Annotated in this window: 12 protein-coding genes and 1 tRNA gene; 3 read left to right on the forward strand and 10 right to left on the reverse strand. The window is 68.5% G+C overall.

Features of this window, described 5'->3' with window-relative positions; all coding sequences use genetic code 11:
- Positions 1-10: 10 nt before the first annotated feature.
- The 3 genes from H0X91_RS02485 to H0X91_RS02495 all read right to left on the reverse strand — a co-directional run bounded on the left by H0X91_RS02485 (position 11) and on the right by H0X91_RS02495 (position 3,972).
- Entirely contained in the window at positions 11-1,552 is a 1,542-nt protein-coding gene (locus H0X91_RS02485; RefSeq protein ID WP_196432781.1) for an FGGY family carbohydrate kinase, read from the reverse strand.
- Positions 1,549-3,012, reverse strand: a complete 1,464-nt coding sequence (locus H0X91_RS02490; protein WP_196432782.1) for an MFS transporter — start codon at positions 3,010-3,012, stop codon at positions 1,549-1,551. The genes H0X91_RS02485 and H0X91_RS02490 overlap by 4 nt, the downstream gene beginning before the upstream one ends.
- 240 nt (positions 3,013-3,252) lie before the next feature.
- Positions 3,253-3,972, reverse strand: a complete 720-nt coding sequence (locus H0X91_RS02495) for an SDR family oxidoreductase (protein WP_006492889.1) — start codon at positions 3,970-3,972, stop codon at positions 3,253-3,255.
- Between the two features lie 132 nt (positions 3,973-4,104).
- Here H0X91_RS02495 and H0X91_RS02500 point away from each other — a divergent pair, with 132 nt between their 5' ends.
- From H0X91_RS02500 to H0X91_RS02510, 3 genes are all read left to right on the forward strand, one after another.
- A complete protein-coding gene (locus tag H0X91_RS02500; RefSeq protein WP_006488825.1) occupies positions 4,105-5,082 on the forward strand; it encodes a LysR substrate-binding domain-containing protein in 978 nt (325 codons plus the stop codon).
- Positions 5,083-5,196: 114 nt separating this feature from the next.
- Complete coding sequence (locus H0X91_RS02505) at positions 5,197-6,585, forward strand: nucleobase:cation symporter-2 family protein (protein ID WP_034178302.1); 1,389 nt, start codon at positions 5,197-5,199, stop codon at positions 6,583-6,585.
- Positions 6,586-6,716: 131 nt separating this feature from the next.
- The gene (locus H0X91_RS02510; protein WP_006488849.1) at positions 6,717-7,142 is read left to right on the forward strand and encodes an NUDIX hydrolase; all 426 of its coding nucleotides are present in this window, start codon (positions 6,717-6,719) and stop codon (positions 7,140-7,142) included.
- Positions 7,143-7,219: 77 nt separating this feature from the next.
- On the opposite strand, the gene H0X91_RS02515 is transcribed toward H0X91_RS02510, so the two are convergent.
- The 7 genes from H0X91_RS02515 to fdxH form a co-directional block, all read right to left on the reverse strand.
- Positions 7,220-7,432 carry a hypothetical protein gene (locus tag H0X91_RS02515; RefSeq protein WP_006488812.1) on the reverse strand — a complete coding sequence of 71 codons (213 nt, stop codon included), beginning with the start codon at positions 7,430-7,432 and terminating at the stop codon, positions 7,220-7,222.
- Positions 7,433-7,639: 207 nt separating this feature from the next.
- Positions 7,640-7,735, reverse strand: a tRNA-Sec gene (locus H0X91_RS02520).
- Positions 7,736-7,776: 41 nt separating this feature from the next.
- On the reverse strand, positions 7,777-9,702 hold the full coding sequence (gene selB / locus H0X91_RS02525) for a selenocysteine-specific translation elongation factor (RefSeq protein WP_196432783.1): 1,926 nt from the start codon (positions 9,700-9,702) through the stop codon (positions 7,777-7,779).
- Entirely contained in the window at positions 9,699-11,138 is a 1,440-nt protein-coding gene (gene selA / locus H0X91_RS02530; RefSeq protein ID WP_006495931.1) for an L-seryl-tRNA(Sec) selenium transferase, read from the reverse strand. Before selA ends, selB begins: the two co-directional genes overlap by 4 nt.
- Before the next feature lie 73 nt (positions 11,139-11,211).
- The gene (gene fdhE / locus H0X91_RS02535) at positions 11,212-12,147 is read right to left on the reverse strand and encodes a formate dehydrogenase accessory protein FdhE (protein WP_006492897.1); all 936 of its coding nucleotides are present in this window, start codon (positions 12,145-12,147) and stop codon (positions 11,212-11,214) included.
- Between the two features lie 109 nt (positions 12,148-12,256).
- Positions 12,257-12,883: a formate dehydrogenase subunit gamma gene (locus tag H0X91_RS02540; protein WP_006488816.1), complete on the reverse strand. Its 627-nt coding sequence runs from the start codon at positions 12,881-12,883 to the stop codon at positions 12,257-12,259.
- Complete coding sequence (gene fdxH / locus H0X91_RS02545; protein WP_006488883.1) at positions 12,880-13,794, reverse strand: formate dehydrogenase subunit beta; 915 nt, start codon at positions 13,792-13,794, stop codon at positions 12,880-12,882. Before fdxH ends, H0X91_RS02540 begins: the two co-directional genes overlap by 4 nt.
- Positions 13,795-13,799 lie beyond the last annotated feature (5 nt).

Here is a 13,799-nt window from a genome sequence, read left to right on the forward strand (position 1 = left end):
TTCTCCGTGCTTACGCATGAGCAAAATTGGCCGCGTGCGCGAGCTCGGACGCGATCCGCGCATGCCAGGCCGCGCGCCGCCGCTGCCGGCTGTCCGCATCGATCGACGGTTCGAAGACGGCGTCGGTGACGAGCGTCGCACGGGCCGCCTCGAGCGATTCCCACAGCAACCCCGACGCGCCCGCGAGAAACGCCGCGCCGCGCAGGCTCGCGCGATCGCCGTCGCGCATCCGGCGCACCGGCACGCCGCTCACGTCGGCCTGGATCTGCAGCAGCGTGTCGCTGCCCGCGAGGCCGCCGCCGACGATCAGCTCGGACACGCCGGCCCGCGCGACCGCCTCGTTCGCCTCCATGCACGACGCGACCGAATGCGCGATGCCTTCGAGTACCGCATGCGCGACCTCGGCCTGGGTCGTCGCGATCGAGATGCCGGACAGCAGCGCACGCGCGTTCGGCTCCATCCTCGGCACGCGCAGGCCGGTGAGCGCCGGCACGAAGGTCACGCCGCGCGCCGACCCCACGGTGCCAGCCAGCGCGCTGATCTGCGCGGGGTCGTCGAACCAGCGCAACTTTTCGCAGACCCAGCGCAACGCCGAGCCGGTCGTCGCGACGAAGGTTTCGAGCGAGTAATGCGACACGCCGCCGTGCCGCCGCGCGGTCATCGCCAGCGTGCCGTCGTGCGCGTGGCCGGGTTGCGCATGCGATCCGGCGTCGGGGCGCGCCGTCCCCGTCAGCAGGTCGACGAAGCTGCCGGTGCCGTGCACGCACATCGCCTGGCCGCGCTCGACGCAGCCGAGGCCGACCGCGCCCGCGAACTGGTCGCCCGCGCACGCGAGGATCGGCACGTCGATGCCGAGCACGTCCGCGCGCGTGTGGCCGAACGCGTCGGCGTCCTCGCGCAGCGCCGGCAGCAGTTCGCGCGGAAAGCCGAGTGCGTCGAGCCACGGGTCGAAATAGCGATGCTCGCCGAGCAGGTATGCGCTGGCGGACGTCGCGTTGGTCGGCGTCGTGATGCACGCGCGTGCCTCGGACAGATGCCACAGCAGCCACGTGTCGATCGTGCCGAACGCGAGACGGCCGGCGCGATGCGCATCGGCCACCGCCCGCGACGTACGCAACTGGTGCACGGCCCACAGATACGGCGAGCGCACCCCCGCCGGCCGGCCGACCTGCGGCACCAGCACGCGGTCCCAGTCGGCCGCGAGACGGTCGAGCTCGGCCGCATGGCGCGTGTCCTGCCAGACCATCGCGGGCACGAGCGCGCGCCCGGTCCGCGTGTCCCACAGCACGGCGGTCGCACGCTGCGTCGCGAGCGCCAGCGCGACGATGCGCACGTGCTGTTGATGCGCCTGCGCGAGCGTCGCACGGCAGACGGCGAGCGTCTTGTCGAGGATCGCGTTCGCGTCCTGTTCGACGACGCCGGGCTGCGGGCTCTCGACCGACAGCGGCAGGTATTCCAGGCACGACACGTGGCCGCTCGCGTCGACGAGCGCGGCGCGCGTGCCGGACGTGCCTTCGTCGATCGCGAGAATGGCGTTTCGGGATTCGGTCATCGCTGCGTTTTCTCGATGGCGGGTTTCAGGAAGTCCGACGTGGCGCGCGCGTCGTCGCCGAAGTGCGGCGCGTCGGGTTCGTTGTCGGGATTGACGGTGGTGCGGGTCGGATCCCAGCGGATCGCGAAACAGATCGCGCTGGCCACGCACGGCACGATCGCGAGGATCAGGAACGTGTGTTCGAGGCCGTAGCGCGCACGAAACAGCGGAAAGACCAGCAGGCCAAGCGCGGCGCCGATCGAGCCGAGCGCCCCGACGATGCCGTTCGCACCCGCGCGCAATTCGCCGCGAAACGACAGCGACGACAGGCTCTTGCCGTTCGCGCCGGGGCCGGCCGAGTGGAACAGGATGAACAGCGACGGCACGACCACCGACAGCCACAGCGGCATGCGCGCATGAAACAACCCGAGCGTAACCAGCATCACGCAGACCGCCGCGAAGCCGAACGCCGACGCGCGACGCAGCCCGACACGGCGGCCGACCGCCGACGACGAGAAGCCGCCGACGATCCCGAACAGGTTGAACACGAGCGCGCCGAGCGTCGCGTAGACGAAGTCCTTGCCGAACAGCGCCGCGCTGATCAGCGGCAGGTACCAGCCGATCGCGAAGTATTCGATCGACTGGCCGATCTGCACGGTCGCGGCCAGGATCGTGCGCGGCAGGTAGACGCCGCGAAAGATCAGCAGCACGTTCGCGAGGCCGCGCGTGGCCGGATTGACGACGGGAGTACGTTCATGCGCGGGCGCGGCGACGAATGGCTGCCCGTAGATGCGCGTCATCGCGCGCGCCGCCTCGTCGAGCCGCTCCTTGCGGGCGAGCCAGATCGGGCTTTCGACGAGGAATGCGCATTGCAGCGCGAGGATCGCGACGCCGAACACGGCGGTCGCCGCCACCGAGTAGCGCCAGATCGAATCGCCGACCTGCCAGGCATGAAACAGCAGCGCGAGCAGCAGGTTCAGGCACACGGCCGTGTACCACATGCCCTGCCAGGTATTGAGTCGGCTCTTCAGGTGGCCCGGCGTGAATTCCGCGAGCATCGCCATCGCGATCGCGAAGTCGATGCCGTACGCCATCCCGACGAAGAAGCGGCCCGCGAGAATCGTATTGAAATCGGGCGCGAACACCACCAGCAGCGCGCCGATCACCGACAGCAGCTTCGCGGCGATCAGCGGCCGCACGCGGCCCCAGCGGTCGGCCATCCAGCCGCCGATCGGGTTGAACGCGATCGCGACCCACGACGCGAACGACGTCATCCATGCGACCTGCGCGGCCGACAGATGCAATTCGTGCGTCATCGGCCCGAGGCCGGCGCTCAATGCCGAGTTGGAAAATGCGTCGAGAAACAGCCCGCCGAGCGACAGCCACCAGACGAGTCCCGCCCTGCCCGCGATACCGGGGCGCGTGTCGAGAAAGGAGATGACGTCTTCAATGCCATGAAGCTTGACCGCGATCGTTTGCACAATCGGCCTCCGTATATTTGTTCTGTAAGAGGCTCGACATTGCAGATGCGATCGACGCATGGAGAGACCATCTTACAGATAGTCTCTTATCTAGATCTGCCTGCGCAATTTACGGCGGGCAACGCGCTGGTGTCAAGCGCGGTCGGTTGTGCGATGCAGCGACGCGCACGTCGGCGCTCCCCGCAATCGTTGCGTACGCAACGTCATCTCCCGGCTGGCCGCGCGCGGTCAGCCACCTGTTCACCACGGCACCGTGCGCCCCAGATAGTCGAGGTATTCGAGCCCGGGCCGCGCCCGCTTCGCGAGCAGCACGTCGACGAGGCTCGGCACGCTTTCGTCGATGGTCAGGCGTGCGTCGGGCCCGCCGAGTTCGGTGCGGACCCAGCCGGGCGCCATCAGCGCCATCGCGCGGCGCGTATCGGCCTGACGCGCCGCGAAGCTGCGCATGAACTGGTTCAGCGCGGCCTTGCTGCCGCGATAGACCTCGCGCATGCCGCTGACGTTGTTCGCGACGCTGCCCTGCCCCGACGACATCGCGCCGATCAGCCCGTCGTCGGTCACCAGATCCTGCAGCGTCTCGATCGCGCGCATCGGCGCCAGCGCATTCGTGATCATCACGCGTACGAATTCGTCGGTCGTCACTTCACCGATCGTTTCGTTCGGATCGTTGGTCGTGCCCGCGTTCACGAACAGCATGTCGAAGCGCCGGCCCGCCAGACGCTCGCGCAGCGCGGCCAGTTGCGCGGGCGCGCAGATGTCGAGCGTGCCGATCTCGAGCCGGCCGTCGAACCGCTCGGCCAGCTCGTGCAGCTGCGTGCGCCCCGATTCTGCGCGCACGGTCCCCGTCACGTTCCAGCCCTTGTTCAGGAAGGCCTCCGCCATCGCGAGCCCGAGGCCGCGCGACGCCGCGACGAGGAGGATCGCGGGCGCGTTGCGTCGATTCGATTCAGTCGATTGCATGGTTTTTGCGTTTACCGTGTTCGTCATGCACCCACTATAGGCGGGCACCACGACAGGCGCCAGACGCACCGAATGCAATCCATCGTTGCATCGAACGCCATGTCACGCCTCGCAGTGGCGTATCCTGTCCACATGGAAAACATCGACCTGAACCTCGTCACCGCGCTCGACGCGCTGCTGTCAGAGAGCAGCGTGACCGGCGCCGCGCGCCGGCTGGGCCTGAGCACGTCCGCGATGAGCCGCACGCTCACGCGGCTGCGCGCCGCCACCGGCGATCAACTGCTCGTGCGCGCCGGGCGCAGGCTCGTGCCGACCCCGCACGCAACCGCGTTGCGCGACCGCGTGCATGCCGTCGCGAGCGACGCGCGCGCCGTGCTGCGGCCGGCGACGGCCGACGTCGACCTCGCGACGCTCACGGCCACGTTCACGATCCGGGCGGCCGCGTCGTTCATGGAAATGCTGGCCGGCCCGGTCGTGGCCGCGCTGGCCGACGTCGCGCCGCACGTGCGTATCCGCTTCGTCCCGAAGCTCGACAGCGATCCGCAAGCGCTGCGCGACGGCACCGTCGACCTGCAAATCGGCAAGCGCGGCGACGACGCGCCCGAGCTGCACACGCGGATGCTCTTTCACGACTGGCACGTCGCGGTGGCGCGCGTCGGGCATCCGCTGTTCGCGTCGGCCCGGATCACGCCCGCGCGCTATGCAGCCTGCCGTCACGTCATCGCGGCCCAGTTCGGCGATTTCGACGGACCGGCCGACGACTCGACCGGCCAGGCCGGCCCGGGCCCCGCCGTGCACGTCGTCGTGCCGGGCTATCCGGACGCGATGCGTGTCGCGGCCAGTACCGACCTGGTCGCGCTGGTGCCGCGCTCCAGCCTCGGCAACGCGTGCTCGCCGGGGCTCACCGACGCGCTCGGGCTGCGCAGTTTCGAGATCCCGGTCCGCTTGCCGGCGATCCTGGTGTCCGCGCTGTGGCATCCGCGCATGCACGGCGACCCCGTGCATCGCCGCCTGCGCGATGCGGTCATCGCCGTCTGCCAGCGCGCGTATCCGGATTCGCGCCCGCCACGCACGACGACGCGCGGCAAAGCAACGCGCGCAGCGGGCTGACGTCGCGCGGCTCACGCCAGCCGGCCGCCGTCGACTATTGCGGCACGGCCGGGCGGCGCCGGCGGGCCCTTCGGCTAAAATGCCGCACTTTCCACCTTGTCCGGCCCGCTCGCCATGCAACCCGCCTCCTCCGCCCAATCCGCCTCCCATGGCGCCGACGCCGCAGAATCGGCCCGCGACCTCGTCTACGGCCCGAACGACCGGCCGGCGCCGATGGTCGCCTTCGTCGCCGCGCTGCAGCACCTGCTGGCGATCATCGTGCCGATCGTCACGCCGGGCCTGCTGATCTGCCAGGCGCTCGGCGTGTCCAGCCGCGATACGACCCTGATCGTGTCGATGTCGCTCGTCATTTCCGGCATCGCCACCTTCGTCCAGTGCAAGCGCTTCGGCCCGCTGGGCGCCGGCCTGCTGATCGTCCAGGGCACCAGCTTCAACTTCGTCGGCCCGCTGATCGCCGGCGGCAGCCTGATGGTCAAGCAAGGCACGCCGGTCGAGACCGTGATGGCCGCGATCTTCGGCGTCGTGATCGCGGGGTCGTTCGTCGAGATGGGCGTGTCGCGCATCCTGCCGTTCGTGAAACGCCTGATCACGCCGCTCGTCACCGGCATCGTCGTGCTGCTGATCGGCCTCACGCTGATCAAGGTCGGCCTCATCAGCATGGGCGGCGGCTACGGCGCGATGGCCAAGGGCACGTTCGCGAGCGCGGAGAACCTCACGCTGTCGGGCCTCGTGCTCGGCACGATCATCCTGCTGAACCGCGTGCCGGTCGTCTGGGTGCGCAGCACCGCGCTCGTCATCGCGCTTGCGATCGGCTACCTCGCGGCCGCGTTCCTCGGCCGCCTCGATTTCACCGGCATGCACCAGGCCGCGCTGTTCCAGGTCCCGACGCCGCTGCACTTCGGCATCGGCTTCTCGTGGGCGCTGTTCGTGCCGATGCTGATCATCTATCTCGTCACGTCGCTCGAAGCGATCGGCGACGTGACGGCCACCAGCAAGATCTCGAACGAGCCGGTCGAAGGGCCGGTGTGGATGCAGCGCATCAAGGGCGGCGTGCTCGTCAACGGCGCGAACTCGCTGCTGGCCGGCGTGTTCAATACGTTTCCGAGCTCGGTATTCGCGCAGAACAACGGCGTGATCCAGATCACCGGCGTCGCGAGCCGCTACGTCGGCATCTGGATCGCGGGCATGCTGGTGGTGCTCGGCCTGTTCCCGGTCGTCGCCGGCGTGCTGCAGGCGGTGCCGGAGCCGGTGCTCGGCGGTGCGGCGATGGTGATGTTCGGTGCGGTGGCCGCGTCGGGCATCAACATCCTCGCGGGCGTCCACCTCGACCGCCGTGCGCTGCTGATCATCGCGGTGTCGCTCGCGCTCGGCCTCGGCGTGTCGCAGGTGCCGGACATTCTGAACAGCCTGCCGCATGCACTGAAGAACGTGCTGGAATCGGGCGTGGCGACGGGCGGCATCTGCGCGCTCGTGATGAACTGGTTCCTGCCGGAAAAGAAGTAAAGGCAAACGCGGCACGAACCGCATGACGGCGCGGCACGCATGACGGGCCGCGTCGTTCGACCGTCGTCCGCGAACGTCAAATCGGGTCAGGCTGCCTTGGCCGATCGATCCGCGCTGGTTAGAATGGCTCCATGCCCCAAACGCGAGCGCCCAACCCCTCCGCCGAAACGAGCGCCGTCCCGATCAAGGAACGCGCGACCGTCGTCTGCTACCGCGACGAGCAAGTCCTGCTCGTCGCGCGTGCGTCGTCGCGCTGGGCGCTACCGGGCGGCACGATCAAGCGTGGGGAGACGCCGCTCGAAGCCGCGCATCGCGAGTTGTGCGAAGAAACCGGTGTGACCGGCCAGCATCTCGTGTACTCGATGCAGTTCACCGGGCTCGCAAAAATCCATCACGTGTTCTTCGCGGAAGTCGGCCCGGACCAGACGCCGCAAGCGAACAACGAGATCGAGAAATGCAAGTGGTTTCCGATCGACGGTGTTGATGCGCTGCGCGCAAGCATCCCGACGAAACGGATCGTCGAACTCGTCTACAACCACGAAATCCGTAAAGCGTAGACATCGGCGCGGCGAACGCATGCACGCGCAGCCGGCGAACTCGAGTCAATTTTCGTGGATCAGCGGCACGCGTGCGCTCAATGCGAGCGCTTTCTTCGCAGTTCGTGCGTGGAATAGACGACGAGGAAAACGCCTAGCATCGCGACGCCGGACGCCATGAAGTCGTTCGCGCTTCCCGAGCCGTGCAAGGATTGCGGGAAGATGCCGAGACTCAACCCTGCCGCCGCGAGAAACAATCCTGCAGCCACACCCCAGATCGGTCCGGCGGTCTTTTCGATTTTATTTTTCATACAGCACCCGTCTACAGTCATGACCTGAACGGTATCGGCAAAAACGCGCGCGTCTACCTTCAGTCATTTCACTATAGCCGGGAAATAATTCCCGCACTTCTAGTGCTTTTCCCGATCAAGTTTGCGCGGTCGCGGCCGTTGCGCGATGCGGGCGCTCGACGCGGGCGCGCGCAGTCCGAAGCATGCCGAGTCGGGAGAAAAACGAGGTGGCGGAAGGCAGCAGGAGTCGAACCTACCCAGGAGCGTCTGACGCCCCTAACCGGGTTTGAAGCCCGGCCGTACCACCGGATACGAATGCCTTCCGTGGGGAAAAGAATCAAAAGAGCGAGAAGAACGACGAGCGCCTACGCCTGAATACCCACCCAACCGCTGTCAGGCCGCAGGTAGTGAAGATCGCGGTGGAAGCGAGTATACCCAACCCGATCGAAGAACTCGAGAATCTGGATCGCGCGCTTTCGACCGAGCCCCGTCGCATCGCGGAACGTCGCGGCATCGAGCCCGCCGCCGCGCGACGGCGCGAGGTGCGCGACCAGTTCCGCCAGTTCCCGTGCGACGTCCGCGTGATAGAACAGGTCGCGCACGACCTGGTGCACGTCGCCGCGCCGCGCGAGCTTGCGCAGCAGCGTGCGCACCGCGTCCTCGGCCACGCCCGTGTCGCGAGCCAGGTCGCGCACCCACGGCGGATCGAAGCGCCCCGCGTGGATCAGCGGCAGCAGTTGCTGCACCAGCGCTTCCTCGCGCGGCTCGAGGCTCACCGAATGCGACGGCAGATGCAGCCACGGCCCGCTGCGCACGACCTCGCCGCCCGCCACCAGCGCCTCGACGAGCGCGCGCCACAGCGCATCGCCGACGAGCGGCGCCGCCATCCGCCGCAGGCGTGCGGCGTCGAGCCCCTGCTCGTCGGGCATGCGCTCGTGGTACGCGCGCAGCGTATCGACCGCCCATGCCTGCAACGCACGCCAGTGCGCCCGCGAAATCACCGCGCCTTCATTCGACGCGGCATCGCGCTGCCCGATCGCCAGCGCGTCGTCCGGCAACGCCAGCGCATCGGGTGCGAATCCCGTCAGATGCGTGAGCGTCGCGCGTGGCATGCCGAGCGGCGCCTGCGCCAGCAGTGCATCGAGGCGCCCTTCGTCGAGCCACGCGGCGAGCGCATCGAGCCACGCACGGCGCGCCGGCGTGCGGCGCTTGCGCGCCGGCCCGAACGGATCGAGCACGCGACCGCCGCCGACGGTGCGCGTTGCTTGCGGATTGCGAACGATGAAGCGGTCGCCCGGCAGCGCGAACACCGGTTCGTCGAACACCAGTTGCACGCGCATCCGCTGGCCGGCCGCGAGGGTGTCGCCGTCGAGCAGCGCGACGTGAGCGACGCGATGCAGCGTGCCGAGATGCACATGCAGCGGCGCCCAGTGCGTCAACGTCAGCCCCGCGTCCGCGAGCAACGTCAGTTCGACATCGAGGCGCGGCGACGTCGCGACGAGCCGCGCATCGGCGACGGTATCGCCCCGCTCGACGTCGGCCTTGTCGACGCCGGCCAGATTCAGCGCGCAACGCTCGCCCGCGCGACCGGCCTCGACCGGCCGGTTCTGCGCATGGATGCTGCGCACGCGGGCCGCACCGCCGGTGCGCACGATCGCGAGCGTGTCGCCGGTCGCGACGCGGCCCGCGAACGCGGTACCCGTCACGACGGTGCCCTGCCCGGCGAGCGTAAACACACGATCGACCGCGAGCCGGAACAGGCCGTCATCGCGACGCGCGCGCCACGCGATCGCCGCGTCGGCCAGGTGCCGCTTCAGCGCGGCGACGCCCGGATCGTCGGCCACCGTCGCGCGCGTTTCGAAGATCGGCACGCCGGCGAGCGTCGAATCGTGCAGCCACGCGGCGATCTCGTCGCGCACCTCGGCGACCCGCGCGGCATCCACGCGATCGCATTTCGTCAGCGCGACGGCACCATGCGTGACGCCGAGCAATTGCAGGATCGCGAGATGCTCGCGCGTCTGCGGCATCACGCCGTCGTCGGCGGCAATCACGAGCAACGCGAAGTCGATGCCGCACGCACCGGCCGCCATCGTGTGAATCAGCTTCTCGTGGCCCGGCACGTCGATCAGGCCGAGCACGTCTCCATTGTCGAGCGGCGTATACGCATAACCCAGCTCGATCGAGATGCCGCGCGCCTTCTCTTCCTTCAGCCGATCGGTGTCGACGCCCGTCAGCGCACGCACGAGCGTGGTCTTGCCGTGGTCGATGTGTCCCGCGGTCCCGACGATCATGCGGCGGGCCCCGCGAGCGGCACGCATTGCGCGACGAACGCCGCTTCGTCGGCCGCTTCGACGCAGCGCAGGTCGAGCCGCAGCGCGTTGTCGGCCACGCGGCCGATCACCGGGCGCGGCCATTCGCGCAGGCGTTTCTCGAGCTGCGCGAGCGCGCGGCCGCTGCGCTTGCCGTCCGCCGAGCGCACGACGAGCCCGGCGCTCGGCAACTGGTCGACCGGTAGCGCGCCGCTGCCGATCTGGCTGAACATCGGCTCGACCGTCACGTCGAAACCGCTGCCGAGCGCGGCCTGGAACGCCGGACGCACGCGTTCGGCGGCCTCGGCGATCTCGCGCTGCGGGCGCGTCAGCAGGCGCAGCGTCGTGAGCCGGTCGCGCAGGAATTCGGGCGACTGATACAGCCGCAGCACGGGTTCGAGCGCCGCGAGCGTCAGCTTGCCGACGCGCAGCGCGCGCTTGAGCGGATGCTTCTTGATCTTCGCGACGAGTGCGCGGTCGCCGACGATCAGGCCGGCCTGCGGCCCGCCGAGCAGCTTGTCGCCGCTGAACGTGACAACGTTTGCGCCGGCGGCGACGGTTTCCTGCACGGTCGTCTCGTGCGGCAGGCCCCATTGCGACAGGTCGGCGAGCGTGCCGCTGCCGAGATCGACGGCGACCGGCACCCCGCGCTCGCGTGCGAGCGGCGCGAGTTCAGCGAGCGTCGTCTCCTTCGTAAAGCCGCTGATCGCGTAGTTGCTGCAGTGCACCTTCATCAGCAGCGCCGTGCGCGGGCCGATCGCGGCCGCGTAGTCGTGCAGGTGCGTGCGGTTGGTCGTGCCGACCTCGTGCAGCTTCGCGCCGGCACGGCTCATGATGTCGGGGATCCGGAACGCCCCGCCGATCTCGACCAGCTCGCCGCGCGACACGACCACTTCCCGCTTCGTCGCGAGCGCCGACAGCGTCAGCAGCACGGCCGCCGCATTGTTGTTGACGACGGTCGCGGCCTCCGCACCCGTCAGTTCGCACAGCAGATCGTCGATCAGGTCGTCGCGATCGCCGCGGCGGCCGGTCGCGAGGTCGAACTCGAGGTTGACGGGCCGCGTGAGCGCGTCGACCACCGCGCGCACCGCGTCGTCGGGCAGCAACGCGCGCCCGAGGTTCGTGTGCAGCACGGTGCCGGTCAGGTTGAACACGGTGCGCACGGCGCCCGCGCTCTGCGCGGCCAGCGTCCGCGCGACGGCCGCTGCGATGCGCGGCTCGTCCAGTGGCTCGGCCGCCGCGGGATCGTGCTGCGCGGCCGTGCGCCAGCGTTCCAGTTCGGCGCGCACCGCGTTCAGCACACGCGTGCGGCCATAGTCGTCGATCAGCGGTTGCAACGGTGTCGACGACAGCACGCGCTCGACGGACGGCACACGCGCCAGCACGGCATTCAGTTCATTCACACCCGGTTCGGTCACGTCGTCGTGGCTCCAGTCTCATGCTTCGCAGTCGGCCGGGCCGGCGCTCGCGCCCCGCCCCGGCCCCGTGCCGTCAGTCCGCTTCGCGCGACACGTCCGGCCACAGCAGCGGGTTCGGCGAACTGCGCTGGTAGCCGGCCTCGTTCATCAGCAGGTCGAGCGTGAGACTCGCGAGATCGTCGGCCAGCGGCTCGAACTCGTAGTCCTTCTCCTGATAGCCGATCTTGCGATAGGTCTTGCACTCGTCGCACGATTCGGCCTTGATCGCTTCGCTGCCGCCTTCGATCCCGTGATACGCGATGCCTTTCGTCGAATCGCAGTGCGAGCACTTGGTACGCACCATGTGCCACTCGGTCGTGCACAGCCCGCACTGGAGGAAACGGTAGCCCTGATACTGGCCGCCGACCCGCACGACGCTCGCGACCGGATGCGTGCCGCACACCGGGCACAGCCCCGGCTGGTCGAGATACGGGACATCGGTCGGCGTCACGCGGCTCGCGAGGTCCGTCCACGCGACCTGCAGCGCGGCCATCAGGAACGGCGCGGTGGCCGGGTCGACCTCGGCGAAGCGCAGCGCGAGGATCGCGTCGGCCTGTGCGTCAAGCTCGGCGGGCGCCATCAGGCGCAGCCGGTCGAGCAGCTTCGCGAGTTGCGGATTGACGAGCCCCGCGCTTTCGACGCGGTCGAGCAATTCATACAGCACGGCGCGCCAGCGCGCATCGCGCTCGCCGTCGAGCGCCGGCACGAGCGGCATCGAATGTTCCTGTGCGCGTGCGATCGCTTCCTTCGACGGCAGCGGCAGCTCCAGCGCTTGCAGCGTCGCGTGCTGCGCGTCGGCGACGGTGGCCATCAGCCGCAGGTAGCCGCTGATCGGGTTCAGGTCGGCAAGCTTGCGCAGCCGCGCGGCGCGCGCCGCGAACGCGGTCGCGCGCTCCGGCAGGCGAAAGCGCGGAATGGCCGAATGATCGAGTGCCGAGATCTCGGTCGGTTCGAGAATGCGTTGTGTCACGAAAATTTCTTCCAAAAAACAAGCGCCGACGAATCGGCGCTCTTCAGGCGATTCCGGCGGTTGGCGGAGCGGTACGCCGCAATCGGCGTACCGCTTCCGCTCCGGTGCGTTATTTCACGCTTTCACGGAACCACTTCGGGTGATGCTTGCGGGCCCAGCCCAGCGTGACGGTGCCGCGCACCATCGCGCCGATCGAACCCTTCACCCACAACGCCGCGTAAATGTGCACGATGATGCTCGCGATCAGCACGAAGGCCGCCACGGCATGCACGACAGCGGCCGCGCGGATCACCCCGATCGGGAAGTAGAACGAGAAATAGCGCCGCCAGATCACGATTCCCGACAGCAGGAGCAGCAACAGGCACGCCACCAGCGTGAAGAATAGCAGCTTCTGTCCGGCGTTATAGCGCCCGACCGGCGGCAGCTTGTCTTCCTGGTTGGTCAGCACGTCGCCGATCTGCTTCAGCCATTGGCGATCGTCCGCATCGAGCGCATTGTGGTGCCAGAACCGCACCACGAGAATCGCGAACGACACGAACATCACGAGACCGACGAACGGATGCAGGATCCGCGTCCACTGGCCGCCGCCGAACAGCGCGGTCAGCCAGAACATCGACGGATGGAACAGCGCGAGCCCGGACAGCGCGAGCAGCACGAACGTGATCGCGGTGATCCAGTGGTTCGTGCGCTCGTTCGGCGTGTAGCGGACGATCAGGTTGGGGTCGTCGTGGCTCATTTCGCGTCCTCCTTGATGCGTCGTGCCTCGTCGCGGGCAGCAGCTTCTTCCTCGTCGGTGACCTCGTTCGGACCGACCCGCGTGTAGTGGAAGAACCCGGCCAGCGCGGTCAGCGCGAGGCCGGCGACCGCGAGTGGCTTCGCGATACCCTTCCACAGCTTCACCATCGGGCTGATCGACGGATTGTCGGGCAGACCGTGATACAGCGACGGTTTGTCCGCGTGGTGCAGCACGTACATCACGTGCGTGCCGCCGACGCCCTGCGGGTCGTACAGCCCCGCATGCTCGAAGCCGCGCTCCTTCAGGTCCTCGATCCGCTCGGCCGCGTGCTGCTTCATGTCCTCCTTGGTGCCGAACACGATCGCGCCCGTCGGGCAGGTCTTCACGCAGGCCGGTTCCTGGCCGACCGCGACGCGGTCGGAACAGAGCGTGCACTTGTATGCGCGATGATCCTTCTTCGAGATCCGCGGCACGTTGAACGGGCAACCGGTCACGCAGTAGCCGCAACCGATGCAGTTCTCCTCGTGGAAGTCGACGATCCCGTTGTTGTACTGCACGATCGCGCCCGGCGACGGGCATGCCTTCAGGCAGCCCGGATCCTCGCAGTGCATGCAGCCGTCCTTGCGGATCAGCCACTCGAGGTCGCCCGCCGGGTTCTCGTATTCGGAGAACCGCATGACCGTCCACGAATGCTCGGTCAGGTCGGCCGGGTTGTCGTACACGCCGACGTTGGTGCCGACTTCGTCGCGCAGGTCGTTCCACTCCATGCATGCCGTCTGGCATGCCTTGCAGCCGATGCACTTCGATACGTCGATCAGCTTCGCGACGCTCCCGGTCACCGGTTCGCGCACCGTGGGCGGTGGCGTCGTGGTGGCCGAGACGCGCTTGATATCCAGCGATTGCAATGCCATCTCTT

Source organism: Burkholderia sp. 9777_1386, assembly GCF_015712265.1.
In the GTDB taxonomy this organism is placed as follows: domain Bacteria; phylum Pseudomonadota; class Gammaproteobacteria; order Burkholderiales; family Burkholderiaceae; genus Burkholderia; species Burkholderia cenocepacia.

Excerpts from the sequence above, each read along its gene's own strand:
- selB (WP_196432783.1), bottom strand. The coding sequence starts at position 9,702 with ATGATCGTCGGGACCGCGGGACACATCGACCACGGCAAGACCACGCTC.
- H0X91_RS02510 (WP_006488849.1), top strand. The coding sequence starts at position 6,717 with ATGCCCCAAACGCGAGCGCCCAACCCCTCCGCCGAAACGAGCGCCGTC.
- H0X91_RS02500 (WP_006488825.1), top strand. The coding sequence starts at position 4,105 with ATGGAAAACATCGACCTGAACCTCGTCACCGCGCTCGACGCGCTGCTG.
- H0X91_RS02485 (WP_196432781.1), bottom strand. The coding sequence starts at position 1,552 with ATGACCGAATCCCGAAACGCCATTCTCGCGATCGACGAAGGCACGTCC.
- H0X91_RS02505 (WP_034178302.1), top strand. The coding sequence starts at position 5,197 with ATGCAACCCGCCTCCTCCGCCCAATCCGCCTCCCATGGCGCCGACGCC.
- H0X91_RS02515 (WP_006488812.1), bottom strand. The coding sequence starts at position 7,432 with ATGAAAAATAAAATCGAAAAGACCGCCGGACCGATCTGGGGTGTGGCT.
- fdxH (WP_006488883.1), bottom strand. The coding sequence starts at position 13,794 with ATGGCATTGCAATCGCTGGATATCAAGCGCGTCTCGGCCACCACGACG.
- H0X91_RS02540 (WP_006488816.1), bottom strand. The coding sequence starts at position 12,883 with ATGAGCCACGACGACCCCAACCTGATCGTCCGCTACACGCCGAACGAG.
- H0X91_RS02495 (WP_006492889.1), bottom strand. The coding sequence starts at position 3,972 with ATGCAATCGACTGAATCGAATCGACGCAACGCGCCCGCGATCCTCCTC.